This window comes from Scytonema hankhaensis NUACC26, assembly GCF_045865695.1.
Lineage (GTDB): Bacteria > Cyanobacteriota > Cyanobacteriia > Cyanobacteriales > Nostocaceae > Scytonema.
The window spans coordinates 50,049-76,471 of record NZ_BAACAP010000200.1 but is presented as its reverse complement, the minus strand read 5'-3'; the positions used below and the strand labels follow the sequence as shown (position 1 = coordinate 76,471).

At 41.0% G+C, this 26,423-nt stretch carries 31 protein-coding genes and 1 pseudogene; 17 read left to right on the top strand and 15 right to left on the bottom strand.

The features are described from left to right. From ACKTT2_RS23110 to ACKTT2_RS23085, 6 genes are all read right to left on the bottom strand, one after another. Nucleotides 1-275, bottom strand: a 275-nt coding sequence (locus tag ACKTT2_RS23110) for a WecB/TagA/CpsF family glycosyltransferase (protein WP_500691396.1), incomplete at its 3' end; no start/stop codon positions are given. A 75-nt stretch (nt 276-350) separates the two neighbouring features. After that, nucleotides 351-686 carry an STAS domain-containing protein gene (locus tag ACKTT2_RS23105; protein WP_407890837.1) on the bottom strand — a complete coding sequence of 112 codons (336 nt, stop codon included), beginning with the start codon at nt 684-686 and terminating at the stop codon, nt 351-353. Between the two features lie 9 nt (nt 687-695). Beyond that, nucleotides 696-911 (bottom strand): hypothetical protein, encoded by a 216-nt coding sequence (locus tag ACKTT2_RS23100; protein ID WP_407890835.1) that lies wholly within the window; start codon nt 909-911, stop codon nt 696-698. Nucleotides 912-1,067: 156 nt separating this feature from the next. Then, entirely contained in the window at nt 1,068-2,234 is a 1,167-nt protein-coding gene (locus tag ACKTT2_RS23095) for an endo-1,4-beta-xylanase (RefSeq protein WP_407890833.1), read from the bottom strand. 202 nt (nt 2,235-2,436) lie between these two features. Further along, nucleotides 2,437-2,760: a hypothetical protein gene (locus tag ACKTT2_RS23090; RefSeq protein WP_407890831.1), complete on the bottom strand. Its 324-nt coding sequence runs from the start codon at nt 2,758-2,760 to the stop codon at nt 2,437-2,439. Between the two features lie 784 nt (nt 2,761-3,544). After that, the gene (locus ACKTT2_RS23085) at nt 3,545-3,826 is read right to left on the bottom strand and encodes an SDR family NAD(P)-dependent oxidoreductase (protein ID WP_407890829.1); all 282 of its coding nucleotides are present in this window, start codon (nt 3,824-3,826) and stop codon (nt 3,545-3,547) included. A gap of 226 nt (nt 3,827-4,052) precedes the next feature. On the opposite strand from ACKTT2_RS23085, the gene ACKTT2_RS23080 reads away from it, so the two are divergent. From ACKTT2_RS23080 to ACKTT2_RS23070, 3 genes are read left to right on the top strand one after another with little or no spacing between them, the layout of a single operon-like run. After that, entirely contained in the window at nt 4,053-4,349 is a 297-nt protein-coding gene (locus ACKTT2_RS23080) for a ribbon-helix-helix domain-containing protein (protein ID WP_407890827.1), read from the top strand. A gap of 23 nt (nt 4,350-4,372) precedes the next feature. Next, nucleotides 4,373-4,645 (top strand): hypothetical protein, encoded by a 273-nt coding sequence (locus ACKTT2_RS23075; RefSeq protein ID WP_407890825.1) that lies wholly within the window; start codon nt 4,373-4,375, stop codon nt 4,643-4,645. Between the two features lie 32 nt (nt 4,646-4,677). Next, complete coding sequence (locus ACKTT2_RS23070; protein ID WP_407890849.1) at nt 4,678-4,974, top strand: clan AA aspartic protease; 297 nt, start codon at nt 4,678-4,680, stop codon at nt 4,972-4,974. Between the two features lie 80 nt (nt 4,975-5,054). Here ACKTT2_RS23070 and ACKTT2_RS23065 read toward each other — a convergent pair whose 3' ends face one another. The 4 genes from ACKTT2_RS23065 to ACKTT2_RS23050 all read right to left on the bottom strand — a co-directional run bounded on the left by ACKTT2_RS23065 (nt 5,055) and on the right by ACKTT2_RS23050 (nt 9,927). Then, the gene (locus ACKTT2_RS23065; RefSeq protein ID WP_407890823.1) at nt 5,055-5,675 is read right to left on the bottom strand and encodes a hypothetical protein; all 621 of its coding nucleotides are present in this window, start codon (nt 5,673-5,675) and stop codon (nt 5,055-5,057) included. A 106-nt stretch (nt 5,676-5,781) separates the two neighbouring features. Next, complete coding sequence (locus ACKTT2_RS23060) at nt 5,782-7,239, bottom strand: DUF1802 family protein (protein WP_407890821.1); 1,458 nt, start codon at nt 7,237-7,239, stop codon at nt 5,782-5,784. Between the two features lie 2 nt (nt 7,240-7,241). Next, nucleotides 7,242-9,218 carry a P-loop NTPase fold protein gene (locus tag ACKTT2_RS23055; RefSeq protein WP_407890819.1) on the bottom strand — a complete coding sequence of 659 codons (1,977 nt, stop codon included), beginning with the start codon at nt 9,216-9,218 and terminating at the stop codon, nt 7,242-7,244. Between the two features lie 46 nt (nt 9,219-9,264). Further along, entirely contained in the window at nt 9,265-9,927 is a 663-nt protein-coding gene (locus ACKTT2_RS23050; protein WP_407890817.1) for a hypothetical protein, read from the bottom strand. Nucleotides 9,928-10,285: 358 nt separating this feature from the next. On the opposite strand from ACKTT2_RS23050, the gene ACKTT2_RS23045 reads away from it, so the two are divergent. The 4 genes from ACKTT2_RS23045 (at nt 10,286) to ACKTT2_RS23030 (ending at nt 12,399) form a co-directional block, all read left to right on the top strand. Further along, complete coding sequence (locus ACKTT2_RS23045) at nt 10,286-10,774, top strand: hypothetical protein (protein ID WP_407890815.1); 489 nt, start codon at nt 10,286-10,288, stop codon at nt 10,772-10,774. A 122-nt stretch (nt 10,775-10,896) separates the two neighbouring features. Then, nucleotides 10,897-11,454, top strand: a complete 558-nt coding sequence (locus ACKTT2_RS23040) for a hypothetical protein (protein WP_407890813.1) — start codon at nt 10,897-10,899, stop codon at nt 11,452-11,454. 392 nt (nt 11,455-11,846) lie between these two features. Further along, complete coding sequence (locus ACKTT2_RS23035; RefSeq protein WP_407890811.1) at nt 11,847-12,062, top strand: hypervirulence associated TUDOR domain-containing protein; 216 nt, start codon at nt 11,847-11,849, stop codon at nt 12,060-12,062. Between the two features lie 7 nt (nt 12,063-12,069). Next, nucleotides 12,070-12,399, top strand: a complete 330-nt coding sequence (locus ACKTT2_RS23030) for a DUF3140 domain-containing protein (protein WP_407890809.1) — start codon at nt 12,070-12,072, stop codon at nt 12,397-12,399. 362 nt (nt 12,400-12,761) lie between these two features. On the opposite strand, the pseudogene ACKTT2_RS23025 reads toward ACKTT2_RS23030, so the two are convergent. Next, nucleotides 12,762-13,594: pseudogene (locus ACKTT2_RS23025) on the bottom strand (NAD(P)/FAD-dependent oxidoreductase). Nucleotides 13,595-13,727: 133 nt separating this feature from the next. Between ACKTT2_RS23025 and ACKTT2_RS23020 the strand changes: the two are divergent. The 6 genes from ACKTT2_RS23020 to ACKTT2_RS22995 all read left to right on the top strand — a co-directional run bounded on the left by ACKTT2_RS23020 (nt 13,728) and on the right by ACKTT2_RS22995 (nt 19,797). Beyond that, nucleotides 13,728-14,570, top strand: a complete 843-nt coding sequence (locus ACKTT2_RS23020) for a YaaW family protein (protein ID WP_407890807.1) — start codon at nt 13,728-13,730, stop codon at nt 14,568-14,570. Beyond that, a complete protein-coding gene (locus ACKTT2_RS23015) occupies nt 14,552-15,973 on the top strand; it encodes an O-antigen ligase family protein (protein WP_407890805.1) in 1,422 nt (473 codons plus the stop codon). The genes ACKTT2_RS23020 and ACKTT2_RS23015 overlap by 19 nt, the downstream gene beginning before the upstream one ends. A 104-nt stretch (nt 15,974-16,077) precedes the next feature. After that, nucleotides 16,078-16,203 carry a hypothetical protein gene (locus tag ACKTT2_RS23010; RefSeq protein WP_407890803.1) on the top strand — a complete coding sequence of 42 codons (126 nt, stop codon included), beginning with the start codon at nt 16,078-16,080 and terminating at the stop codon, nt 16,201-16,203. A gap of 177 nt (nt 16,204-16,380) precedes the next feature. Next, nucleotides 16,381-16,905 (top strand): Ycf51 family protein, encoded by a 525-nt coding sequence (locus tag ACKTT2_RS23005; RefSeq protein ID WP_407890847.1) that lies wholly within the window; start codon nt 16,381-16,383, stop codon nt 16,903-16,905. 397 nt (nt 16,906-17,302) lie between these two features. Further along, on the top strand, nt 17,303-18,508 hold the full coding sequence (locus ACKTT2_RS23000) for an iron-containing alcohol dehydrogenase family protein (protein WP_407890801.1): 1,206 nt from the start codon (nt 17,303-17,305) through the stop codon (nt 18,506-18,508). 104 nt (nt 18,509-18,612) lie between these two features. Further along, nucleotides 18,613-19,797, top strand: coding sequence for an aspartate aminotransferase (locus tag ACKTT2_RS22995; protein WP_407890799.1), 1,185 nt, complete (start codon nt 18,613-18,615; stop codon nt 19,795-19,797). A gap of 271 nt (nt 19,798-20,068) precedes the next feature. Here ACKTT2_RS22995 and ACKTT2_RS22990 read toward each other — a convergent pair whose 3' ends face one another. Next, nucleotides 20,069-20,611, bottom strand: a complete 543-nt coding sequence (locus ACKTT2_RS22990; RefSeq protein WP_407890797.1) for an HNH endonuclease — start codon at nt 20,609-20,611, stop codon at nt 20,069-20,071. Next, nucleotides 20,608-20,913, bottom strand: coding sequence for a hypothetical protein (locus ACKTT2_RS22985; protein ID WP_407890795.1), 306 nt, complete (start codon nt 20,911-20,913; stop codon nt 20,608-20,610). The genes ACKTT2_RS22990 and ACKTT2_RS22985 overlap by 4 nt, the downstream gene beginning before the upstream one ends. Before the next feature lie 186 nt (nt 20,914-21,099). Between ACKTT2_RS22985 and ACKTT2_RS22980 the strand changes: the two genes are divergently transcribed. After that, a complete protein-coding gene (locus ACKTT2_RS22980) occupies nt 21,100-22,146 on the top strand; it encodes a 1-acyl-sn-glycerol-3-phosphate acyltransferase (protein ID WP_407890793.1) in 1,047 nt (348 codons plus the stop codon). 139 nt (nt 22,147-22,285) lie between these two features. On the opposite strand, the gene ACKTT2_RS22975 is transcribed toward ACKTT2_RS22980, so the two are convergent. Beyond that, complete coding sequence (locus ACKTT2_RS22975; RefSeq protein WP_407890791.1) at nt 22,286-23,167, bottom strand: helix-turn-helix transcriptional regulator; 882 nt, start codon at nt 23,165-23,167, stop codon at nt 22,286-22,288. Nucleotides 23,168-23,326: 159 nt separating this feature from the next. Between ACKTT2_RS22975 and ACKTT2_RS22970 the strand changes: the two genes are divergently transcribed. Together ACKTT2_RS22970 and ACKTT2_RS22965 are read left to right on the top strand one after the other, a co-directional pair. After that, a complete protein-coding gene (locus ACKTT2_RS22970) occupies nt 23,327-24,073 on the top strand; it encodes an SDR family oxidoreductase (protein ID WP_407890789.1) in 747 nt (248 codons plus the stop codon). 147 nt (nt 24,074-24,220) lie between these two features. Beyond that, nucleotides 24,221-24,631: a hypothetical protein gene (locus tag ACKTT2_RS22965; protein ID WP_407890787.1), complete on the top strand. Its 411-nt coding sequence runs from the start codon at nt 24,221-24,223 to the stop codon at nt 24,629-24,631. A 121-nt stretch (nt 24,632-24,752) separates the two neighbouring features. Here ACKTT2_RS22965 and rppA read toward each other — a convergent pair whose 3' ends face one another. Beyond that, a complete protein-coding gene (gene rppA / locus ACKTT2_RS22960; RefSeq protein WP_407890785.1) occupies nt 24,753-25,448 on the bottom strand; it encodes a two-component system response regulator RppA in 696 nt (231 codons plus the stop codon). 121 nt (nt 25,449-25,569) lie between these two features. Between rppA and hisG the strand changes: the two genes are divergently transcribed. Beyond that, entirely contained in the window at nt 25,570-26,202 is a 633-nt protein-coding gene (hisG, locus tag ACKTT2_RS22955; protein ID WP_407890783.1) for an ATP phosphoribosyltransferase, read from the top strand. The last annotated feature ends 221 nt before the right edge of the window (nt 26,203-26,423 follow it).

Below are 26,423 nucleotides of genomic sequence, written 5' to 3'. Positions count from 1 at the left end.
TTAACAGAGCACCCACAGATTTTTGCTCCCAATAAAACACCAAATCCATCACAAAACACTAAATCGGATTTGTTCATAAAATCCTTGTACCAAGGCAGATCGTAAGCAAAGTTCATTCCCCGAACATTTAAATGACCTATGGTTGTTTTCTTCCGAAGTTTTGCTGCCTGTACAATGTAATCAATCAATTCATAGACTTTCACTTTATGAAATCTCGTCCCAAGTAAGACGACTTCATCAAATTTTTTCATTCCCACTTCATCAAATTTCTTCATTGAGATATACCCTTTGTCAGTAGCCATCACGAACGGAGTCCACTAGAACACATGAAAATGTTTCTTCCCTGACCCCTATTTAACTGCTTGAAGATATTCGTTATATCGACCATTCATCTCAAAAACCCGAGGGAGTTGAGTCATCTCAAAAATGATTTTTAACTGAGGTGAAACAGAACAAATCCTCAAGCACTTCCCTAAGCGTTGAGCCAACTTTACTCCAGATACTAACGCCATTAATCCAGCGCTATCTATGGATTCTACTTGCTCTAAATCTACTAGTAAGGTAGAGCAATAGTCATGTGATAAGGCTATTGTCAGTTCCCGTTCAAAGTCCAATGCATCGATCGCATTTAGAGAGTGTTGGGGTTGAGTAGTTGTAATCGTTAAGTTGACAAGTGTGTTTTCCATAATTTGAATTTAGAGGATAAGGGTAGAACTTATACCAATTTTCCAAATGATTGCTACATACGATCCCCCATTATCCACGCCCTTACGGGTTCGCCACTCCTCTACGAAAGGAAACCTTTCTACAAGGGTGGACTCACCACTTGCTTCAAGTCGCTTAACTCGGATGCCAGTTCCGGTAGTCGTGGGACCGCCTTCAGCACTGGCGTGGGCTAGGGGGGATCTCAATCTGTTGCTTTAATATAGAGAATTGGTATTACTCCTTTCCCGGTACAAAATTACCGATCTCGATCCTTGGCGTTCTTGGCGTCTTGGCGTTTTTTTAATAGGTAATCATAAGCGCGGTAAGGGAGTAAGAGTAAGGGCTTTAGCTTGCAAGTTTCTTCACCGTTTCGGTGCTCTATCGAATGCTTTTGCTATAGCATTCCAAGCCAATTTGCGTTTGAGGTTTGAGTCTAGTAGTAAAGGACGTACTGGTTTACCATCTGAGCGGGGAAGAAACTGTGAATACCAGGTGTATTTGTCGGTTAATCCCCAAGTTAAAACTTCAATAACTGCTCGTTCGTCTAACACGGTTGAAAGGTAGTCTTCATAACAGGCAGCAACAATCCGATCGCGCCGAGCGAGATCCGCAGGTAAGTTTCGATCTCCTACATCTAGTTCAGTCACGAGAATTTTCAAACCGAGGCTAGCAACATCATTAAGAAACTTCCTGAATTTATTAGCATTAAAACGGGTCTCACCACCCCTTAAATGAGATTGGATACCTAAAGCATGAATTGGTGTTCCTTTAGATTTCAAACGCTCTAGTAATTTCAGAACCAGAGTTCTTTTGGCTTCTTGGTGGGGAATATCATACTCTAGGTCATTTTCGTTGTAGACTAACATTGCTTTGGAATCGACACCAGCAGCCACTTGATAAGCAAGTTCTATATAATTTGGACCTAAATGCTCTAACCACGGACTTCGTCGCCAGCCTCCAGGGAGTTCATCATTTGGTTCGATCGCCTCATTAACGACATCCCAAGCACGGATCTGACCTGCGTAGCGTTTAGTTACAGTTGTAATATGTTCCACCAAAAATTTTTCTGCATTTTGGGGGTTAACAACCTCTTTAAACCACTGAGGCAACTGCTGATGCCAGACTAAAGTATGTCCGCGAAACAACATACCATTGCGTTGTGCAAATTGAGCTAACCAATCTGATTTGGCAAAGTCAAACTTATCTGGAGAAGGGCGCAGAGCATCCCACTTCAACTCGTTTTCTGGCACTAGAATGCCGCACTCACGCACAAAGTTTGTCTCCAAGTTCTTGTCTGACAATAGAAAATCCTGCATGGAAGCTGCCCCATAAATTAATCCCTTCGCCGCAGCACGCTTTTTTAAGGGAGCTAAACCAGCCACTCTAAAATCTCTGTTTCGATTATCAACTGCTTGGCTGTGGGACATTATTAATTTGTCTTTTCCTACTATAATGGCGGTTGCCCCAGCCAAGCCCGACAGACTAATGTACAAAAAACGACGCCTGTTTACTGACAAGTTTTTGAACATACAGATATATAAATTCAATGAAAGCTAGGGGATTGTAAACCCCTGTTTTATGGCCCTTTGTTTATTGAAATGGACTGAAATTAAGACGCATTGGGCAGTGAGTCCTTTTGGGAGGACTTAGGCTATGAAACTCTAAATTATTTCCTTCCTGGCAGTTCTTGAAAACTGCTGTCAATTCAAATAAACTGAGTTTTTGGCGGTTCTAACTACCTTTGTACCCGCCCATTCTTGCATATCTGTTAGTAAACTCACTTACACAAGGATTCCCTTGAAGATGAATGGTTCCTACTGCTTGCTGCCCTAGTTCTGAGGGCGCTGCTGATACCTTATAGGTACAATTATCCTGCTTTTGAATGTGATACCATTTCGTTTCCTGACACCGGTCGCACCAAAATGCTTCTAACCATTCATCCTTTAAAGAAATTCTAGTCTCAGGCATTACCATTATTTGGGCATTCTGTTGGCTGACTTCTTGTTTCTGGAGTAATACTGTGTCGCTAGCAAACAACGAATGCTTTCGACTCACACTATGAAGATAGTCTCCATGAATTGGACAGTATATAGCCCGTCGCTTTGAACGTTTTCTGTTTCGGTCACACCTTCTATGCAAATTGACCTCCTTATATTGGTAGATACAGTATAAACAACAAGAAGGTTACGTTAAGGGGACTGAGATCGAGAAGACCATCAAAGCCCAACTTGGCGTCTCAATAATTAGCTATTTAATGACGTTATACCAATTCTCTATGAAGCTCCACATTATTTTTACCCCAGACATCCTCCCCTTATCAAGGGGAGTTGCCGTAGACAGTGGGGTTCTTTGTATGCATCTTCATAGGAAAACGGTATTAGATAAGCAATTTAGCTAAATATAGTCTAAAAACTCTTATCCTAATAACTGCTTAAAAAATTTGTCGCTTACATCTTAAAAAGAGTGATGAGTTGGCTCTTTGGCTGCCACAGAATAGAGATTTCTCTAAAAGGGCTGACAGGACCAGCGTCCAACACTTTTCTTGGACTTATTAGGTTTCTGCGATCATATTACAGTGTTGTTAAATTTTCAGCAAGTTTTAATTCTGTAATTAATCATATAGCATTTGAATATCTAGAAATCAACTACGTTTAACTTAATTTATTATCATTTTCTGAAAAATTAATGTTATAAGCATCTGTTTTTATTAATTTTTTTTTCAGCCAAGGTAGGAAAAGTAGGATAATTAGCAAAAATAAGGGTAACCGTTCAGGGGGGTGATTGGTTGAACTACAGATAGCCCATCCTTACACCACTGCACAAAGTCAAAGCCATTTTTTCAGGCAGCATTGTTTACCAGTATGTCTAACTTACCGAAACGATCTAGTGTTTTCCGAAAGAGGCTGCGAACGTCTTCAATTTCTCTGACGTTGACTTGTACAGCGATTGCCTCTGAACCACTTGCCTCGATCGCTGAGATAACTTCCTCCTCCTTATCCTGATGTCCGGCATAGGTGACGACCACTTTTGCTCCATCGCGTCCTAAACGTTCGGCGATGGCTCTTCCAATCCCGTGTGATGAACCCGTGACAATAGCGACTTTTCCTTGCAAAGGTGACATAGCATTTGCTGCCTAATAACAGATGATGGTTAAACAATTTCCACGATAAACAGAATAGTAACTTTTTTGGAAGTACTTACTTTTTCAGGCGAGAATGGGTGTGATTCTTCTTGCCCCAGAACGTTCGGCTATAGAAATCGAGTGGGTTGTTGATACAGGGTTTGAAGGTTCTTAACCTTACTCCATCAATATAGTAAAATCCAGAAAAAAACAAAGGTACTAGCCAATGAATATTTCTCTAAATCCCGAACAGGAGGAATTCATAAAAACCCAAATTGAAAAAGGTAAATATACCAATGCTTCTAAGGTGATTAGTGCTGCTTTTAAACTATTAGAAGAAAATATTCGACAGCAAGAAGAATTGCATCAAAAGAATAATGGAAATCATAAGCTTCTAGATGATTTGGATGGTACTCTCATACAAGATTTTATGAAAATCAGTGAATCTGTACTGAATGAATATTGGCTTGATAAAGAGGAAATCGATTGTAGCTTCTGCTCTACAATGAACATAGGAATTTAGCAGCTTATAATAAGGGATTATGTATGTCCTACCCTATACTCAGTCGCCAAGAAATCGTCCGACGTGGAAAGGAACTTTATGAGAGGAGTATCCGTGCCAAAGTTGAGACGGAAGAGAACATTGGTAAAATTATCTCAATTAATGTTGAAACGGGAGATTACGAAATCGGTGATGATTTAGTCGAAACGAGCCTTCGGTTACGAGCCAAGCAAGCTGATGCAGCACTTTGGGGAGAAAGAATTGGTTTCGATGCCGTTTATGCAGTTGGTGGCACATTAGTCAGGACGGCACAGTGATACACGGGACTGTAGTTGGACTTCAGGCGAGAATGGGTGTGATTCTTCTTCCCCCGCAACGTTCAGCGATCGAAATCGAGTGTGTTGTTGATACAGGGTTTGAAGGGTTCTTAACCTTGCCGCCTTCTGTCATTGCCGATCTTGGCTTGCCTTACCTCATCAACATCAACGCAAACCTCGCTAACAACTCTAGTATGGAAACTGACATTCATTTGGCAACAATTGTATGGAATGGTGTGGAGCGTAATGTTACAGTGCTAGCGATGGGTCGTCGTCCACTCATTGGAACTGCGTTGCTTGAAGATTATCATCTTAGTATAGATTTTTGAGAGGGTGGTACGGTTCTGGTCGATGACATTTTGTCATGACTGGGTTGAAGCCCATTTACAGCTATTTTCAAGTCAATGAACTACATCTTTTTAGTAGTTAAAATAGTCTGTAAAGGTTGTAATAAAATTCCCAAGATTTTATCAACTTCTTTAATATAGTATTCCACCGAGTCTATATAAACCGTCTTTCTTTCGATAAATAAAAATCTCCAATTAGTTCCAGTAGTAACAGACCCATAAATACGTTCAATCTCCTTTCCTTGACCTTGATTGAATAATTGGGCTGCAATCATCGCTGCCACGCATTGACCGAGACCACCATTAATATCTTCTTTTTTCGCCTCAAAAATAAACATTACAGGAGCAGAAATAAATAATTGCTCTTGAGAACCACTGATAATATAATCGCAAAAGCCTTGTAATCCTTTGCTTACATCTACATTAAATTCATTTCCAGAAAATAGCGATATTTGATTTTTTAATAACTTTCTTACCTCCGCTAGAATTGGTGCTATTAAAAACTCCGAGCGAGCTTTTTCAGTGGCAATTGAAGTTGCCAAAGGTATGTAATCGCTCAAGAGAGTTCTTAGCGTTTCTGATGGTGGAACTGGTTTTATATCGGCAAATAAATTACCAGTTTCATCGAGTGTTAAGTCAAAGCTTTCTTTGACCTTAGCAAGATTAAAATCACTGTATGCCATCTTTCTTCTACCTCGCGATTACTCTTGCCGCGCATACATTATATCCCACATATCGGCTTCTTGCGGATCTTGAAGCGCTATTAAGCAAGGGTTAACTGCGTTAAAGTTAAACTATTGGTAAGTCTCGCAGGAAGTAAAAGCGATCGCTTTTCCAATCACTGCCTTTTATTCGCCCTAAATACCCTGTTAATGGTGAGGAAAGCTCAAGCAAAATTTCGTGCATTTCTTCACGACTTAAGCTTTGAGGTGGATTGGAGTAACCATAAGCTCCAAAAAGAGTTGCAACCTCAACATTGTTATCACCCGTGTTTTCTTGGTGTTTTTTGACAAGTTGTACGAGATGCGATCGCAATTTAATGTCTTTATAAACTTGCTGAATATATTTTTCCACTTCAGTATCAGCATAACCTGGTTTCAGATATTCTTTAAGCTTAAATAAATCTACCGAACCACGATAATTACTTTGTAACTTTACTAATTGCTCTAAAGTTTGTGGATTAATAATTGCCATACCTTGTATTATAGCTGCATCTTTTAATTGAGTAGTAGGTTCTCCGGGACCGATGATTAATTTAGCCGATTGCTTAAATAGTTCTTGACTTTTTAAACGTAGTGTTCCCAAATTAAGTAATTGTACTGCGGTAGGATTGGGAATTTTTTTACCTGCTTTACATTCTCCAACGAGAGGATAGGGTTTTGAACAAAAAACATCTACACCCCCAGCGCCACCTTTGTGAAAATAATCAACTGTAAATCCCAGAAATTCCAAGCTTTTACGGACTATGTTTTCAAAGTCTGTCCCTGCTTGATAATTGTTTTTGCCTTCATCCTGCTCTATGCTGCGATCGCCTAATGCTGCAATATCGTTTATCCAAGTTAAATCTAGATTGGGTGGCTGAGTATCTTCTTCAATAGACCAACCTAGCAATACTTTGACATTTTTATCTAACTGTTTAGCAGCTGGGTTAGTAATGGCAAAGGAGGCTAACGCACTCTGCAATTTCTCTAACTCTGGATGCTGCGGTGGCTGAAGTTTTTCCAGTTGCTGTTTGCGAATGGCAAAAATGCGAGCGCTCAATACAGGATTGGCTTCAGAAATAATGAGAGAATTAGGTAAAGGTGTAAATTGGCGACCTTGAAATTGCCCTAAAATCTCACGTGGTTCAAGTAACTGGTAAACGCGCAAATAAGCTAAAAAAATATGAGGTCGTTGTCCAAGCGCTTGCTGTAATGCTTCTTTTGTCCAAACCGTTAATTGTGACAAAGCCTCAAATGATTCAGGAGGATGTATTTTGCAACCTTCGCATTTAGCCCAAGCTTTAATCACAACTTTTTCAGAAGCTAAATTAATACAAACTTTTTGGGCAGTCGGTAAAAAACTCGCTCGGTAGTATTGCTCAGTAGATAATAAGTTAATCGAAACATTAACTGGATATAGAGCGAATTGCTGCCCCGGATTGATAAAATTCCGAGGCATTGCAGCAATCATTTGTCCTTCAATTAATGCTTCAATATCAAGAACAGGTAAACACAGAGCCGTTTGAAGCAAAATGGGTTGACTCATGGTTAGTTCAACAACTCACTTAGATCCTCTAAGTTTTCTGCGTCCTCAGTACTAGAAGGGTTGAGGAAGTCGTTTAATAGTTCCTCTCCCTCAATAGTCTCTGTATCGATTTGACCTGAAGGAGCACTTAAAATTTCCAGTAGTAAAGGATTTTCTCGAGTTATTGGTTGGGAAAAGCTCAGGAGTTGCTCATCGTCGAGTTGATAATATTTACGCTTTTGATAAATAAAATAGATGTCAATGAGTTGTCTGATTTCCTCCTCTTTTAAATCAACCCATTCTCCTCCTAAATTTGATATAAAGTGTTCTAGCAACTTATAAGTTTCTCCTTTCGTTTTAAGTTTTTTAGATTTAGAGCGAAGCAAGCAACCACGAGTTATATCAAATTTTTGATACTCAATTAATCGATTTAATCCTGCTAGCATGGATTTAGATGGTTGAAGTACGGCTATTCCGATTCTTATATCTGTGTCTTGTTCTTTAGCAAGAATTTTGAAATTGATATAGCCATTATTAAGCGCTTTTGGAGATACTTCAACAACATCTTCAATTTTTATTCCATTTAACTTTTCACCAGTGAAAGTCTCTCCCTCAAATTTTTCTCCTTTTAATGTCTGAAAGCTAAAGTGTAATACATTAGCCACTAGTAAATTATCCTCTAGGTAATTTACACGTTCAACTGCCATTTCCCTTTGCAATGCAAGCTTAAATCGCTCATATGGGTCTTCCGGTAATCTCTCTTCAGAAACCTTAAAGTTCTCTGCACACCATTTCAAAGCTTCCCTTACAGTAAGTTTATTTTTACCATATTTTCTTAATTCATCCTCTTCAAATGGGTAAAAAGGATTGGGAGGTGTTAAATTTTTGACATCGTAAAACTCTTTCAGCCACAAGGTGACTAATTCAACCATAGAATCGCCACTAAGAGATTTTAAATCTATGGGTTTGCGTTGAGTATATTTTGAAATTCTGTCTGGTATGCCTGCTGGCATCGAATCAACCTTATTAGTCCATGTATCAGGCATCATAACTGTAAGAATGACCACACCTCGACCAAGTTCTGAGTGTTCGAGAGTATCATGTAGACGCTTAACTAAATCAGCAATTACTTGTGGAGTTGTAAACCCATCAGCATTACAATTGTTTTCTACATCTATTTCGTCAAAACAAATAACGATGGGGTTATAGTAACTCACCAAATTCAATATTTGCTGAACAGATTTTAGGGCTTCAGCTTCTCTATCTTGATTGGTTTTACTGAGATTTGGTAAGCCCAAAGCGTCGGCATGAGAGTTTGCTAACTCATTACCAGATAGCCACTTGATGGCAAAAGATGCTTGAGTTTCTGAAAGCGTCCACAAAATTGCCCGGACAATATAAGGATCTGCATTGGGTTTTATTCTAAGTACCTCTTTGGTCAGCCTATCCATTAAATTTTTGTTCCTAGCTGACCAAGTAGCGCATACTTTGTCAAAACGTTCAAGCAGTTGCTTGGCAGAAAGATTAGGAGCATCAGCATTAATAGCTTTGAAGCCCTCATTTGCCATTGCTGTTGCCACTTGCTGCCACTGCATGACTCCTTGGCTACCAGTGTTGCTAAGACTGTCTGCCAAAGTTTGCTGAAATTGGTATTTAACCAAATTTAAATCTGTATAATTATTTACGCCTGCATAAACGAATAAAGCACTTCCATTAGCTTTCAGTTGATGGCGAATGCGGCTTAGAATATGAGTTTTACCCACTCCCTGTGCAGCAGTTATGGCTATTGATGTCACTTTGTCTTGACTAGATTGACTAGTACGCAACAATTCAATAGCTTGAAAAACTGCATCAGAAGCGTGGGTATTCAAAGTAGGTAAATCGGGGAACCCTTTTCCCCAGACATCCTGTTCTTTGACTATACCAACATTAAGAAATGGATTGTGACTTTGGATAGCGACGTTAATTGTTTCTATTGGCGAAATAGCAGAACTGTCCATATTGCTTCAGTCTGAGATCGGGAAGTACATAAGGATTTAGAACAAATTAGGAATTTAAAAGCTTAGCGTAGTAACGCAATCCACCACCAGGGACGGTAATTGAGTCCTCACGTTTATCCGGAGTCATATCTCGCATTTCTCCTGCCATGAGCTGCAAAATGTCCTTTTCCTGCATTTCCAGCAACCATTCATTAAAATCAGAACGGCTAATGCGATCGCCAATCTCCCGTCTTATCCGATAAATTGGCACTAAATCATTCAAGTTATAGTCATGGTTAAGCTGGTCGTAAACTTTTAGCGCCACTGGCTTAAACTCTTCGTAAGATGCAATCCCAACATTAGAAGCTGCACTTTTTACCCCATTAGTTGATGAAGCCTGAGAACTAAGCACACTGTTTGTCTGACTTATCCACTTCAGTAGTGCATTCGCTGTCCAAGTTCCGACAATAGTTCCTTTAAATTTGAAATTTGGGCTTTTTAGACCTTCACCCAAAACCTCTAAACCTTTAGGAGATACTAGAGTGAAGCCTGATTTCGAGATAGCGATCGCACCTTGTTGTTGCAATTCCTTAAAAACACCCTGATAGTCTGCTACTTTCTTGGTTTTTGATACAATACGCTTTGTGAGTTCGCCTTTCTTCACTTCTTGCTTTGCTCCACCTAAATCCCACAATGCAAGAAGGAGACGAGTAGTTGCTTGAGTTTCCATAAGTTGTAAGCTTTTTGACTTTAAATCAATGATTATCTTCGGCAGAACCAGTATAGTTTTGACTCAAAGCTTTTCACTTTTGGGAAAATACTGAAAAATATCAAGTAGTTTCTTACCTATCACCTGAAGTTACTTACGTAGACTGCTATGTATTTCCTGTGGACGAATGCATCTTCTTTCAAAGGCAAGATGGATTTCTTAAGAATTTACATCATCATTGCACTCATACTGTTTACCTGTGCTGTTGTAGATGGAGCGGCAATTGTTCTTTAACTATGCCATTGGAAGTAGCGGTTATCCAATACTGTTGTTGCAACAGCAGGGCATTTAGCAAATGCAGGGCAATTGAAGAAATACTATGAACATAAATTTCTCAGGGCGCAAAATTACATCTTTTCCAGTTGCTGTTTTTCTTTCGGCATTGTTAACAGTTCCAGTGCTCAGTAGCTGTGGAGGTGGAAGCCCTCAAAGTAGTGTGCCACCTGTTGATGATACCGTTAACGGTAGAAACGTGAATTATCCGGGTCAAGCAAACCCACCACAACAAGCAAAAAGAGGATTATCAACGGGGCAGAAAGTAGCGATTCTGGCTGGTGCAGCTGCTCTTTACTATCTCTACAACCAGCGCAAAAATGCACAGGGAGCAGGACCTCAAGGCAAGTATTACATATCTAAAAATGGGCGTGTTTACTACCGTGATGCTGAAAATCGCGCTCATTGGGTAACGCCTCCACCCGAAGGAATTCAAGTTCCGGCGTCTGAAGCGGAACGGTATCGGGATTTTCAAGGTTATAACGGACGCAGTACTGGTCGCACTTTGACTGATGTAGTTCCACAGGGAACTTAACTAAGGGATTTTAAACAAGTAATACCATTTTGGATGCGTGGATTTTCCATTTTGGATTGAAAAAGCTTTGTGAGACTGTCAAAGCAAAGTTAACCAAAGAAATAAAAAGGAGATAAGTCATCATGGTAGACGACTTTTTAAGAAGGGCAAAGGATTTGTTTGTGGGATCGGATGAAGATAACCGTCAAGTACGTTCTGCTAGTGAAGACCCATATGGCGATCCGGGTGACCAGGAATATTATAGCGATAGTTCTGTAAATCAAGATCCCTACGGGCAGTATGGTGATGCGATTCCAGCTAGCCAAGACCCATATGGCGATCCGGGTGACCAAGAGTATTACGGCAATGCGATTCCAGCCAGTCAAGACCCATATGGTGACCCGGCTGATGTTTACGGTCAGTACGGTAATGCGATTCCAGCTAGCCAAGACCCATATGGCGATCCGGCTGACCAAGAGTATTATGGCAATGCGATTCCAGCCAGTCAAGACCCATATGGCGACCCAGCTGATGTTTACGGTCAGTACGGTAATGCGATTCCAGCTAGCCAAGATCCTTATGGCGACCCAGCTGATGTCTATGGGCAGTATGGTAATACGATTCCAGCTAGCCAAGATCCTTATGGCGATCCAGCTGACCAAGACTATTATAGCGATCGACAAGATCGGAACTACCGCTAAGGTGACAAATTTTTTCGTTTAGGACGTTTCTAGGGTAGTGGTTTTCAGTTGACTGTAATGCACACTCCCTAGGAGTTCCATTCGATTACCATTACACGTAGGGTGGGCAATGCCCACCAATAGCGAATGGTGGGCATTGCCCACCCTACGAAGATCGGTCATTTTAGAGCGGAAAGGGAGTAAATAATTGTCTTGTGGAAAAGGAAGTGAATAATTGTCTTGTGGAACGGGCGAGACGCCCGTTATGAGCGGGTGAAATGCCCGCTCTACAATTATTTATGTTTGACGAAAGTAAGAAGCGCTTATTTCAAGTTTTCTGTCAAGGGGCTGAAGAATTCCTTTAAGAGGCACAACATAATAAACGGGTATAAAAAGCAAACAGGAGAAAACCCGTGACAGATGAATTTAAGAAAGGTGACAAGGTTCAATGGAAAACTTCACAGGGTGAAACTACTGGTGAAATTGAAAAAAAATTGACTTCGCCTACTGATATCAAAGGACATCATGTTGCAGCTTCAAAAGATAATCCTGAGTATTTGGTAAAAAGTGACAAAACAGGAAAAGAAGCTGCTCATAAACCTAATGCTCTTGAAAAAATAGAGGAGTGATGTAGCGATGAGTCAAAGTGTCAAATCTGTTATCGACGAATTTCAATCCTCAGTTAATATGACCGCTAAAGAACTAACAGCTTGGCTGGAAACTGAGGAATCAAAATCAGTTGGACAGAAGAAAGAAGATGATGAGTCAATCGGACATAAGTCTGGTAAGCACATAGTCGAACTATTGCAAAAGAAAAAAGATGAATATACGGATGATGATATATCCCATATGAAAAAAGTCATCAGTTATATTCATCGTCATCTAGCACAACAGCCTGAAGGGGATATTGAGCATACACGTTGGCGTTACTCTTTAATGAATTGGGGACACGACCCTTTAAATTAGAAAATTATGAATTATGAATGATAAATTATGAATTATATTTCTTTCATAATTCATAATTCATAATTCATAATTCATCATTCATAATTCATAATTCATAATTCATACTTCATAATTCATAATTCATAATTCATAATTCATAATTCTTTTAGCCAAACCAGTGAGATGGTTCGCAATCGGGTTTGACTGTTTCGCATAAATGATGGCTTATCCAGTCTGACTTTTCTTGAATGAGAGTAAAAGTACCTTGTTGAATCAAATTCTCTAGATGGAGTTGCTGCTCTAAGGGTGGGCATTGCCCACCCTACTTAAACACTTTTACCAATTATTTATGATTTCTATATTTATCTCATCTTAATATAGACTTAATTAATAACCTCTAAAAAACTACCTTTTGGTAAGGGTAAAAGACGCAAACGCTCGTTAATTGCCTCTGCTGCTGCAATACCGGAAAGTATTGCACCCCCTACAAGATTGCCACCACACCAATCTCCGCAACATAGGAGAGGTATCTCAGTCTCGGAAGCTAAGTAAGTTGCTTGCAAAGGATTGGTAGGAAAGGCATAGCGCCAACGATGAACTTGTATCCATTCTGGTGTCTTTAGCCAAGAAAGCTGTAAGGAGAGAATTCTACAGAACGCAAAGTATTAAGAAATGTTGCACCCAAAAGACTTTCTTCTAAAGGTTCTAATAGCATGAAAGCTTGAGGTGCGGGGATAGCAATAACGACCGATGTTGCGGTTATCGTTTCATCGGAATTTTCCAAAGTAAGCTGCCATTTTTTGTCAGAAGTAAAGGTAATTGCTGTGACACGTTGGTTTAGCAAAATTTCTAAACCTCGGGCAAGAAATTTTGCGATCGCACTCATTCCTATAGGAGCAGTGTATCGGGGATTAGGTATTGGAGACTGGGGCTTGGGGACTGAGGAATGAGGTTTGAGTTCGTGAACCGTATCTGTCCAAACCTCTAAAATATTGCGCTGGCGTAACAATTCAATAAAACGTTCTAAAAGTTCGCCTTTTGGCTTGAGATAACACGTCCCGTGGTCTGCACAAGTATCAAACAAACGGCGTGTTGCAACTCGTCCCCCCAAACCGCGAGACTTTTCTACAACTCGTACTGAATATCCGGCTTGACTCAATTGTTGGGCGCAAACTAAACCTGCCATACCGGCACCAATTACTGCAACATCAGTCATCAGTCAATAGTCATTTGTCATGGGTCATCTGTCATTATCAAAGCATAGAGGACAAAAACACAATTCATGAGTCCTAAAAGCTAATAGTAGAATAAGGTACATACCAAAGCTACATGGAAGGGAGGAAGGGAAATTGGATGAACTAAGGGCGGTTCTAGAACTGGCAACTGAGGAAGAATTGAAAGATTTGACAGCCATTCTTTTCAGTCGTAAGTTTAATCCTCTAGATTACGTTCACACACCTGAGCCGATAGAAGTACAAAGTAAAGGTCGCAAAGCTTGGCTAGATACATTAGAGCAACGCTTCCGTTATTTAGCTGCTGATGGAGTCACCGTATTGCGAGGACGTACTGGTCAAGTCAGTTACAGGCAAGTACTGATTCAAGTATGTAAGTATTTAAAAATACCTTATTCGCACGAGCTGACCACTGTTGATTTAGAAGCAGAAGTTTTTCTATTTTTGCTCGGACACGTATGGAAAAAATTACCAGAAAAGGATAAGCAAAAATTTACAATTCAAGTTCAGCATCAACTCGCTCAGTCACAACCAAACCAAACTCTGCCACTCTCATTACAGAGAGATCCTCTTGGACTTCTTTTTAAAGGTGGAAGTGCTTTGGCAGTAACTTCCATTATTCAGCCATTGCTGTTAAAACAAATTGCTCGTCAGTTTGCAATGCACTTTGCTACTTATGAAGTCACTAAACAAGCTGTCGTTAAGGGTTCAGAGGTAGCTACCAATCAATTTCAAAACTACGTCACTTTGCAAATGGCAAAGCAGGGGATGGCTGTCAGTGCAACTCGTTACAGTGTTGTTCGCGGGATGTTCGCTTTCTTAGGACCGATGATGTGGGCTTGGTTTTTTGCGGACTTGGGATGGAGAGCAGTAGCCACCAACTATGGTCGAATTATACCCACCATCTTCACACTCGCTCAGATTCGCCTCACTCGTACTGAATGTTGGGAGTTTGCGTGAAAATTTTGCTTCGCCATCTCAACTTTAGCTTGCAGTCTCGTTGGAAATACGTCCTACTGGGACTCGCTATCTTCCCATTAACTCCTCTATTTGGGGCTATAAGTATGGGTTGGGCTATATTGGGAACTTTACTGCAACAGTATCGGGTAGTGGTGAATCGCCCCCTCAACAGGGGGTTTATGCTTCTCAGTGTCTTGCTAATTCTTTCAGCTAGCTTTGCTTACAATCGGATTGAAGCTTTCCTAGGGTTATTTAATTTTTTACCTTATTTTCTCGTTTTTGCCAGCTTTAGCGTTCTAATTCAAACTGTAGCTCAATTGCGTCAACTGTCTTGGATGTTGGCGATCGCTTCTGTACCAGTCATAGTTGTTGGTTTGGGACAGTTACTTTTAGGATGGGCGACTCCTCCCCAGGGATGGATAGGTTTTTTAGGTTTGGCGATCGCACCTGGAGGAGAACCACCAGGTCGGATGTCTTCTATATTTATGTACGCCAACAGCTTAGCTGGCTACTTAATCGTAGTTTTTATTCTAGAGTTAGGTTTGTGGGTGGAATACTGGCGATTGGGGATTAGGGATTGGCGATTGGCGATTGGCGATTGGCGATTGGCGATTGGCGATTGGGAAAACTTTCCAGTCCCTAATCTCCAGTACCCAGTCGCCAGTCCCCAGTACCCAGTCCCGAGTACCCAGTCGCCAGTCCCCCTCCTCTTCCTAACTTTGGCAATTATTCTAAATCTTGTCGCACTCATTTTAACTAATTCGCGGAACGCTTGGGCAATTGCAATGTTTGCCTGTCTGGCTTATGCTCTATATCAAGGCTGGCGAATTCTTGTTGCTACTGTCACAGGTATAGTCGCAAGCGTACTTCTAGCTGCTTTTGCTCCAACACCCATTGCTTTGTTGTTCCGTCAGTTTATTCCTCGTTTTTTTTGGGCGCGGCTGAACGACCAACTTTACCCCGATAGACCCGTAGCTTTACTCCGCAAAACGCAATGGCAATTTGCTGTATCAATGGCTCAAGACCGCCCTTGGACTGGTTGGGGTTTGCGGAACTTTACCGTACTTTATGAGGCAAAGATGCAAATTTGGTTGGGACATCCTCATAGCTTGTTTTTAATGCTGTTTGCTGAAACAGGTGTGCCTGCAACTCTTGTTTTCTGTGGTTTATTATGCTGGATATTTGTTGGTGGGATCCGACTTTTGAAAAACTCAAAGTTTGTAGAGGGAAAAGACAAAACTATACTGTTTAGTTACCTTGTTGTCTTCATTGGTTGGGTGCTATTCAATACTGTAGATGTCACTTTGTTCGATTTTCGATTAAATGTTATTTCTTGGTTGCTATTGTCTGCGCTTTCTGGAGTTGTGTATCGCTACAACCAACAAGATAAGAGTGCGGTGTAGAAAGGGCGAATAGAATTCGCAAAGACAAGTCGGTTTTTTCAGGAGAAATACTGACGCAAATAAATCTAAAAGTTAATAATATAACTATAAGCACGTCTGTGCCTATGGTGACTAATTCCACGTTAGTCATTGTTGCTGATTGTTGGGAAGATGTAGGAGTACTTCTTTTTGATGTTTCCTGCATAATGGCATCTCTTGGAGATGCCTTTATTTATTTGGTTAGTGGTTAGTTGTTAGTAGGGGCGCAACGCAAGAGCGCCCGTATAGTGGTTAGTGGTTATTCTCCATGTAAGATAGGTGTGAGTGGAAACAAAATAGATCTCCATAGGCAATAACATACGCTGAGGGAATGAAAATAATTCTTTTCCAATCTCCAATGCCCAATGCCCAATCCCCTATTAATTTCTATGTTCACAACAGATGATTTTCTTCAATACACCCAATGGTCTGGTATCGCAACATTAGCGTTTGCTGGTCTGGTAATTTTGAGTTTTGTTTTTAAATGGGGTATCCGCTTTCGTCTAGTGGGTGCGACTGGTTTTATGCTTGTGGTTACAGGAGGACTATTCGCTCTCTCGTTAACGCCCCTAACTCGTACTGTTATTCCGGATGCTCTACGTTACAGCCTGGTTTATGATAATGGTGGTCCGCAAGCAGTGATTGCTCTCCCATCAACAGCAATGACTCCATCACAATTAGAAGCCACTTTACGTCAAGCAGCGAGCGATTTGTACTCTTACGGTCGTTTAGGTGCATTGAGCGATAATCAGTTGACTGTTCGAGCACGAACAATCGTACACCCAGAAAAAGGTGTCTCTATTCCTCTTTATTTGGGTCAGGTGAGAAGATCTCTTGCTAGCCGCGAAGACCAGCAAATGGCGATCGAGATTTATCAAGATAAATTAGCACAGTTACCTCAACCTACCGCTTGAAAGATTTACCCGTTTATTAAGGAATGTCCAAGAAATAAATTATCCATCTTGTGGAACGGGCGTCCTCGCCCGTTCTATACTGGTGGCGGGCGGGACGCCCGCACTACAAGAGAAATTTCCTTAATCCCGATTGTTGGGTTTCGTTCCTCAACCCAACCTACCAGGCGGGACGCCCGCACTACAAGAGAAATTTCCTTAATCCTGATTGTTGGGTTTCGTTCCTCAACCCAACCTACCAGTATTATTTTTTGTTAAGATATAAGTCTAAAGATTACTTAAGGCATTACAAGCGAAGTAAAAACTCAAGAGTTGTTGGGGGCGAAATAGTTCCCCTTTATTATGTAGTAAAAATAAATACTCTCAAGTATCCAGAAGTGCTACTTTCATAGTTAGTGATATGTCTAATCAGTTGACGGAAAAGTTGTCTACTCCAAGCTCTACCTCGTTATTTACCCTCTGTGTGGCTCCAGCTAAAGTCTTGAGGGGGTCGAAAATTTTGGCTCAAGCGACAGATGCGATCGCCACATTGGGAACTCGTCCCTTAATTGTGGGGGGTAATGCCTTACGACAAGCTGCTACAGGTCAAAGTGCTTCTGCTCTCCAACTCCACTTACAACCACTCTTACAGCACGAGCAGCTACATTCTACTCCAAGTTATTATACCCCTGATTGTAGCGAAGCCAGCTTGAAATCTTTGCACAAAGCAGCAAAAGAACATAAAGCCGATGTTATTATTGGTGTTGGTGGCGGTAAAGCGTTAGATACAGCTAAATTACTAGCTCACCAGTTGCACTTACCAGTCGTAACAATTCCTACCTCAGCTGCCACTTGTGCTGCTTGGACAGCTCTTTCAAATGTATATTCTAATGAAGGGGCTTTTCTCTACGATGTCGCACTTGAACGATGCCCCGACTTGCTAGTACTTGATTACGATTTAGTACAAACTGCCCCACAACATACACTTGTAGCTGGGATTGGAGATGCACTAGCTAAGTGGTACGAAGCTTCTGTCAGTAGCGGACACTCAGAACAAACTTTGATTATTGCTGCAGTGCAACAAGCGCGAGTGTTGAGAGATATCCTCTTCCAAAAATCTGCCACTGCCATTCAACAACTAGGTAGCGAAGCTTGGCGAGAAGTGGTAGATGCTACAGTGTTACTTGCGGGTGTTATTGGGGGACTTGGAGGCGCACAATGTCGTACTGTAGCCGCCCATGCCGTACATAACGGTTTAACTCATGTTTCTAAAGGGAGTGGCAGCATTCACGGTGAGAAAGTTGCCTATGGTATTTTGGTGCAACTGCGTTTGGAAGAAATGATACAGGGCAATCAGTTAGCAACGGCTGCACGACAGCAGTTATTGAAGTTTTATGCAGAGATTGGCTTACCTCAAAAACTGAACGATTTGGGACTGGGGAACATCACACTGACACAGTTGCAGACTGCAGCAGAAATTGCGCTAACTCCAAATTCCGATATTCACAGACTCCCATTCAAAGTTTCTCTCGAACAATTGATGGCAGCGATGGTTTCTACGACTGCACCAATAGAAGGAAACCGCATTCCCATAAGTTTAACGCCAAGCACAGAAAAAGTTGAGTAGTTATCAGTGCTGAGGAGTCAATAGTTACAAGACTCCTTTGCACTCCTCACCATTACGCACTATCTCATCTTATAATTCATAATTCATAATTCATAATTCTTTCGATGACTTTAGATTGGATTGTCCCAGCTGAACGCATACAGAAATTACCCCCTTACGTATTTGCCCGTCTTGATGAACTCAAGGCTAAAGCACGGGAACAAGGGCTGGATTTAATTGATTTGGGTATGGGAAACCCAGATGGTGCAACACCGCAACCAGTGGTAGAAGCGGCAATGAAAGCTTTGCAAAATTCTGCAAATCATGGCTATCCTCCTTTTGAGGGAACTGCCAGTTTTCGCCATGCTATTACTAGCTGGTATCACAGGCGTTATGGAGTGGATTTAGATCCTGATAGCGAAGCATTACCGTTACTCGGATCTAAAGAAGGATTGGGACATCTTGCTATGGCTTATATCAATCCGGGCGATCTAGTTTTAGTCCCCTCTCCTGCTTATCCCGCTCATTTCCGGGGACCTGTCATAGCTGGAGGGACAATTCACAGTTTAATTCTCAAGCCGGAGAATGATTGGCTGATCGATCTTGCTGCTATTCCTGACTCCGTAGCCGAACAAGCAAAAATCCTCTACTTTAATTATCCTAGCAATCCTACAGCGGCTACTGCACCCCGCGAATTTTTTACCGATATTGTCGCTTTTGCTCGGAAGTACGAGATTTTATTGGTACACGATCTGTGTTACGCTGAGTTGGCTTTTGATGGTTATCAACCAACTAGTTTGTTAGAAATTCCAGGTGCAAAAGAAATTGGGGTTGAGTTTCATACCCTTTCTAAAACTTATAATATGGCAGGTTGGCGCGTTGGTTTTGTTGTAGGCAATCGTCATATTATTCAAGGTTTGCGAACGTTAAAAACTAACTTGGATTATGGTATTTTTGCAGCATTGCAAACTGCTGCAGAAGCCGCTTTACAACTACCGGATAAGTATTTGTATGAGGTGCAAGAACGATACAGCGAACGTCGTGATTTTTTAATTCAGGGTTTGGGACAGTTAGGTTGGGATATTCCTAAAACTAAGGCGACAATGTATCTGTGGGTTCCTTGTCCTACTGGGATCGGTTCTACAGATTTTGCCTTGAGTGTATTGCAGCAAACTGGTGTTGTTGTAACACCCGGTAATGCTTTTGGGGTTGCTGGGGAAGGATATGTGAGAATCAGTCTAATTGCAGATTGCGATCGCTTGGGTGAAGCTTTACACAGATTTAAACAAGCGGGTATTTACTATTCATAAAAGTAAGGGACTTGCAATACTCCCTGGGCGTGCTCTTATGATTACCATTACACGTAGGGTGGGCACTGCCCACCAAAGCGCGAACGGTGGGCAGTGCCCACCCTACAAAATTCGGTAATTTTAGAGCGGAAAGGGAGTAAGATAAGATCCCACCAAGCAGGGAAAATCTGGTAAACGCAACCTACAAAAATTCACGATAATTACTTCGGTTATGAGAATCATACAAATGTCTTCATATTTTAATCGAGTGTCCATTGCACAATTGCCTCACTTAGAAATTATCTTGTTGATTCCGAAGTAAAGCTTGTAATATATCTCTTTGTTCTTTCAAAAGAGCTTGCTGTTCTGTGACTAAATTTGTTAATTGGGCATTTAATTGTGTTAGCAACAGAACTAAATCTCGGTATCGTTCTAATAGACGAGTTTCTTCTGTTTGGCGACGACGTTGAAAGCGATACGCAATTAAAGGTGGACGATTCAGTCGTAATCGTTTGCAAGTAAATTCTCCTGTTATGGTCAAAGCCAGCAACTGCCCATCCTCTAACTCAATAAAATGTTTATCATATTGTTCAGAGCGAGGATTCCACAATTTTGGTAAAGACTCATCTGTACTCCAGAAATCTTGCTTATATTGATTACAACAAGTGCAAGAATAAATTAGGTTTTCTAAATTGTCAGAACCTCCTCTCGATTGGGGTTGGTAATGGTCGATCGTGAGAGTTCCTCCTACATCAGTTTCTCTCACTCCACAAAATTCGCAAGCATAGTTTGCTCGTTGCCGAACTTGTTCTCGTACTTCTTTTGAGATAGTCATGCCGAATGTCGAATTGCCAATTCTTGCCGTAATATACCAATTTCTTGGCGTAAATTCTCATTTTCGCGAGATATTTGCTGAATGCGTTGAGCTACAAATGTTAGCTGGTTTAAGGATGCTTCAATCTGAGTTGGCAATTGTGCTAGGTTAATTTGAGAGCTAGTATTATCACCCAGCAGTTTGCTTTCAATTGCATCTAGCTTTGCATACCAAGCATCTAGCTGCTCTTTTTCTAAGGTAGTAAGTTGTTCGCCTAGCGTTGAGCGATTGTGCAGTTGCCTCCCTATTTCATCTGAAATCATTAGTTCTCTCCTGACTTGTGGCTAGTGAAAATTGTACCAATAAAAAGAAACAAGGCAAAGCGAAAGGTGTCCACATTCAACAAACCAAAATATGCTGTTTAATGCTCGCGTGGGATGGCAGTCACAAGAGTATCAAGCTAGTATAGAAAATCAACCCACTCTTTGTTTAGAACTTACTTAGTTGTTGTGATTAACCAACACTCGGAAACTATCCTTAACGCTCAATTTGAAAAAGCATCAAATCGGGGCTATATATTTACCTGGTTTGATTGGTTTTGCCTGTGGTATCCTCCTGGTTGGCTCATTTTATTTAATCGACACTGGCAGCACTATCATACAGATCCAGATGGGTGGAATTGGCTGGAGTATCTCTTATTTCTAATCCCTGGAGGGTTCTATATAGCATTGTCCGTGCGTTGGTTGCGTCTTGGCTGTCGTTCCCCACAGAGTGAGAATGGAGAATTCGATTCCAATTATCAACAAGCGTTTCGAGATGAAATTCTTGCTCCTATAGTTAAATATTATTTTCGTGGTGAGTTACAACAAGTCGAAAATTTACCGCAAACAGGACCAACGATTGTGGCAATGAATCATGCGGGAATGTGTTTTCCTTGGGATATTATGACTCTAGGCTACCTTTTAAGTAAAACAAGAGGATGGATAGTACAACCATTAGCTGGTGTCTCTTTGTTCGATCATGCTTGGATAAATTGGTGGCTACCACCTGGATGGACAAAAATGTTAGGTGCTATCAGAGCAGAGTTAGATGATTTTGAAGCTGCAGTCCAAGAACGAAAAATTCTTTTGTATGCACCAGAAGGTTTGCGCGGACCAAGAAAAGGTTGGGGAAAACGCTATCAATTAGAAACTTTTGATTTAAGTTTTATTCGGCTCAGTCAGCGTTATAAAATTCCTATATTGCCTGTCATTTGTATTGGTAGTGAAAACTTACATCCTTGGACATTAAATATTAAAAAAATACAAAATTTATTGAATTTGCCATTTTTGCCGATATCTCCTTTAATACCAATATTTATTCTTTTTCCCTCAATGGGCGTTTGGGCAATGAGAAGTAGATTGCGTTATTTTATTCAGCCTTTGTATGAAGTAGAAGGCTATAGCGATCGCACGGAAAGAGCAGAGGCTTACCAAAAAGCACAACAGTTAAAAGAAAAAATTCAAGCTCAAATTATCCAAATAAGAACTTCATCTAAAAAAAGAATATGTTCGTAAAACAATACGGTTCAGTTAAGGATAATTGTAGGTTGGGTAGAGCGGTAGCGTTACCCAACAAACGCTGCCTTGATGTTGGGTTTCGTTCCTCAACCCAACCTACATCGTATTATCTCATAAAAGAGCAAAAACTTGAACTTCATCTGCCTGTACGGTAGTTTTGAGGAGTTGTTCCTGTTATTTGGCGAAATTGCGTGCTGAAGTAGGCATGACTGTTAAAACCAACTCGATAAGCAATTTCAATAATTGGTAGTTCTGTCTTCTCCAATAAATATTTTGCTTGGTTGATGCGATGGTGAATTAAATACTTAAGAGGAGTTTGCCCAGTTGTTTTCTTAAAAATACGTGAAAAGTGAACGGGACTGTAGCCCACTATTTTTGCCATGTCCCCAATGGAAATATTTTGTGTGCCTTTTGCTGCAATAAAATCCCGCAATTTGGTTAATTGTCGAACAGAGAGTTTACCTGAATTTAGAGTCTTAGGAAAATTGTTGGGGGAATTATTAACTAAATGATATGCGAGTACATTCAGTGTAGATTCAATGAGTAACTGACTGGCTTCTCCATAACGCAAGCGATCGCTGCGTATATTTGCTGCCAATTGTATTATAAACGGGTCGTCGGTAATTTTCAGATCTCCTAAACAGAGCGATCGCCCCCTATCAGATTCAGGTATTGCTTGGGTAATCCAATGAGGTGTTAAGTAAAAGTTCACCAATTCACTAGCTTGTTCAACCACCAATCCGTGCGGTTGCTTGGAAGGGACTATATAGCATTGTCCCACTCTAACTTGCCCTTGCATTTGCCGTCCCGTTGCAGTGTGCCAAGTACAAAAAAGCTCTCCGTTATCGAACACAACGGTTATTTGATAAGGAATATGCTCGTGTTCGCCAAGATTATTCGGTTGCAGATTAGCATTAAAAAGCCCTGTCCCATCGTTATCCAACCTGAGATATTGGTGCAAAATGCCGCGATCGTCATAATGTGAGGTTTTCTGACCAGTGTTTGGATCGATGAGCATACTCCCAAAATAAAAGAAATTTTACTAAACAACAAATTGCGATGGAATATTGAAAATCATGATAAATATCTGAAAGATTTTTGACTGTCGGTATCTTAAACTAACCCTGAGTAATTTTTGCCAAATTTAAGGTAGCCTTTACCTTGAGGGAGTAACTATATGACCGAACGAGCCAAAGCAGTCGCAATTGTTACAGGTGCTTCAAGAGGTATTGGAGCCAAGATTGCTAAAAAACTGGCTTCCAATGGTTTTGCTGTAGTGGTTAACTACGCAGGGAATAAGCAAAAAGCGGATGAAGTCGTCAACGCCATTAAAGCCACAGGAGGGGAAGCAATCTCAGTTCAAGGGGATGTATCCAACTCCAAAGATGTTGCCTATTTATTTGATATTGCCGAACAAGAATTTGGTGGTGTTGATGTCTTAGTGAATAATGCCGGTATTCAAACCCCAACAGCCATGAATATTGCCGATACGGACGACGATTTGTATGACCGAATTTTCAATACAAATACTCGTGGTACGTTCTTTCTTTTGCGACAAGCTGCCAAGCGATTGCGTGAAGGCGGACACATTGTTAACTTTTCAACCAGTGCAGTTGGTTTAGCTATGCCCGGTTATGCTGTATATGCTGGCTCAAAAGCTGCTGTTGAAATCTTTACCAACATAATGGCTAAGGAACTCAGGGGACGAAATATCACTGTCAATGCTGTCGCACCAGGACCTACCGCTACCGATCTATTCTATCAAGGTAAGTCTGAGGAATTGATTCAGAAATTTGCTCAACAAGCACCTCTAGAGCGATTGGGACAACCAGAAGATATTGCGAATGCTGTGGCTTTCTTAGTTAGTCCTGCAGGAAGTTGGATCAATGGTCAAATTATTCGTGTGAATGGAGGTATTGTTTAGTTTAGGATTGCTATGGTATCAAACACTACGACTTAACTGATAGTTGGGAAGTAGACTGATTGCCGCTCGCTGCATGGAAAGGTATGCTCGTGGTAAATTTTTAACAGTACAGTCTACTTGTCCCACCTCATTAATACAATCCACACTATGAAAATCGACCGATTGCAGGAACTCAAGCAAAAACTGACGAATGAAGCAGAATTGTCCGAGATTTGGACATTTTATATGGATCATTTTGCAGATCATCCGGAATTTACTGACCTGGGTAAGCCAGCCCAGAATGAATATTTAAATAGTGTCATCCACAAAACTTGTCAGCAAATGTTTGGCAAGGCAATCAAGATTACTAATTTTTTCCTAATCTACATTCCGGAGTATCGTTTATTTCACGGTCCTTTCCAAGTTGAACGACGTATTGGAGGTGTGATTTATTTCGAGGATCTAAAAACTGGGTTACTTGCAGTGTCGGCAGATTATCCACCTACCGATGCGGTTAAGTATTCACGTTTTTCTGAGGTGATGCGATTGTCAGGACTTAATCGCAACGATCTCAATTGAGAGAAGCGCAACGCCTATCATCATAATGATTCCTAGTCTGCTAAGGTACAAATTTATCAGCGTTCATCTGCTACAGGCTGTGGTTAATTCACGATCTTGTAATTCCTGAAAGTGGGAATCGCTACAATTCGGATGTAGAAGTTCCAAAGCGATATCCTTTGCCATAAATGGTATGAATTAAAGGGGTTTCTCCAGTCTGTTCGATCTTCCTCCTGAGCAAACGAATCAGTGCTGCAATCACATTACTGCTAGGTTGTTCGCCATCCTTCCACAAATGTTGCAAAATTTGCGCGTGGGTCAGTAATTGCCCAGAATTTTCCATGAAATACTGTAAAAGCTGGCTTTCTTTTTCAGACAGTTCGATCGCTCTTCCTTGACGATAAGCCACTTGATTATCGCGATCGAGTTCTAGCTCGGCTACAGTTAACTTATGAGCGATCCCGCTATAAGGTTGCGAGCCAGAACGACGTAACAGCGCCCGGACTCGCGCCAGTAACTCCCGCAATTCAAAGGGTTTCACTAAATAATCATCTGCACCCACATCTAAACCTTGTACTCGGTCATCTAGAGTATCCTTAGCAGTTAGAAATAAAACTGGCGTAGTTTTCCCCTCGCTTCGCAATTCTTGACAAATCTCCAATCCCGTCTTTCCTGGCAGCATCCAATCTAAAATTAGTAAATCGTAATTACCTTCCTGTACGAGTTGACTACCTCTCGTGCCATCATAAACAGTATCAACACTATAGCCCTCACGAGTTAACAAGCGAGTCAAAGGGTCAGTCAGTTCAATTTCATCATCAACTACCAAAATTCGCATATCTTAGGGATTGGGGGTTGGGGATTGGCGATTGGCGATTAGGGATTGGAAAATGTGTTCGGGAAACTGATATCCTACAAATTTGAGCTTAATGCGTAACCTCCTAATCTAAGATCTTCATATGCTGACTGTTGCACTACCAAAAGGCGAACTTCTTAAAAATACCATCCGCATACTGCAAGATGTAGGATTGGACTTTAGTGCTTTTTTGGATTCGGGTAACCGCCAACTTCAGATTACTGATTCTAGTGGAACAGCAAAAGGTTTACTAGTACGGGCGCAGGATGTGCCGGTTTATGTAGAATACGGTCAAGCACAGCTAGGTATTGTTGGTTACGATGTACTGAGGGAGAAAAAACCACAAGTCGCTCATTTGGTTGATTTGCAGTTTGGGCATTGTCGGATGTCGGTGGCGGTAAAACAGTCAAGCCCTTATCGTTCGGCGTTGGAGTTACCTCCTCATGGTCGAGTTGCTTCCAAGTATGTCAATTGCGCTCGCGAATATTTTTACAGTTTGGATTTTCCTGTAGAAATTGTACCGTTATCTGGTTCTGTAGAATTAGGTCCGATTACAGGAATGTCGGAGGCAATTGTTGATTTGGTTTCTACAGGACGGACTTTGCGCGAGAATGGTTTGGTTGAGATTGCAACTCTTTATGAAAGTACGGCTAGGTTAATTGCCCATCCTTTAAGTTACCGTCTTAATATGGGAAATTTACTGGAATTTGTTGAAAAATTGCGAGTTAGGGGGTAAGCATTAAAGGCGATCGGCAATAGCACTCAGAATGATTGTAGTCAATAATTATATAGGACTAGTATTTGATTTTTGAAATATGCGTAGTAGGGTGGGCATTGCTCACCATTTGCTATCGGTGGGCAATGCCCACCCTACAGTACTTAGAGTTTTTTACAAATCATTTATGATTCCTATAATAATTTATATAAATTAACAAGCAGAGCGAAAAACAAGCGCTA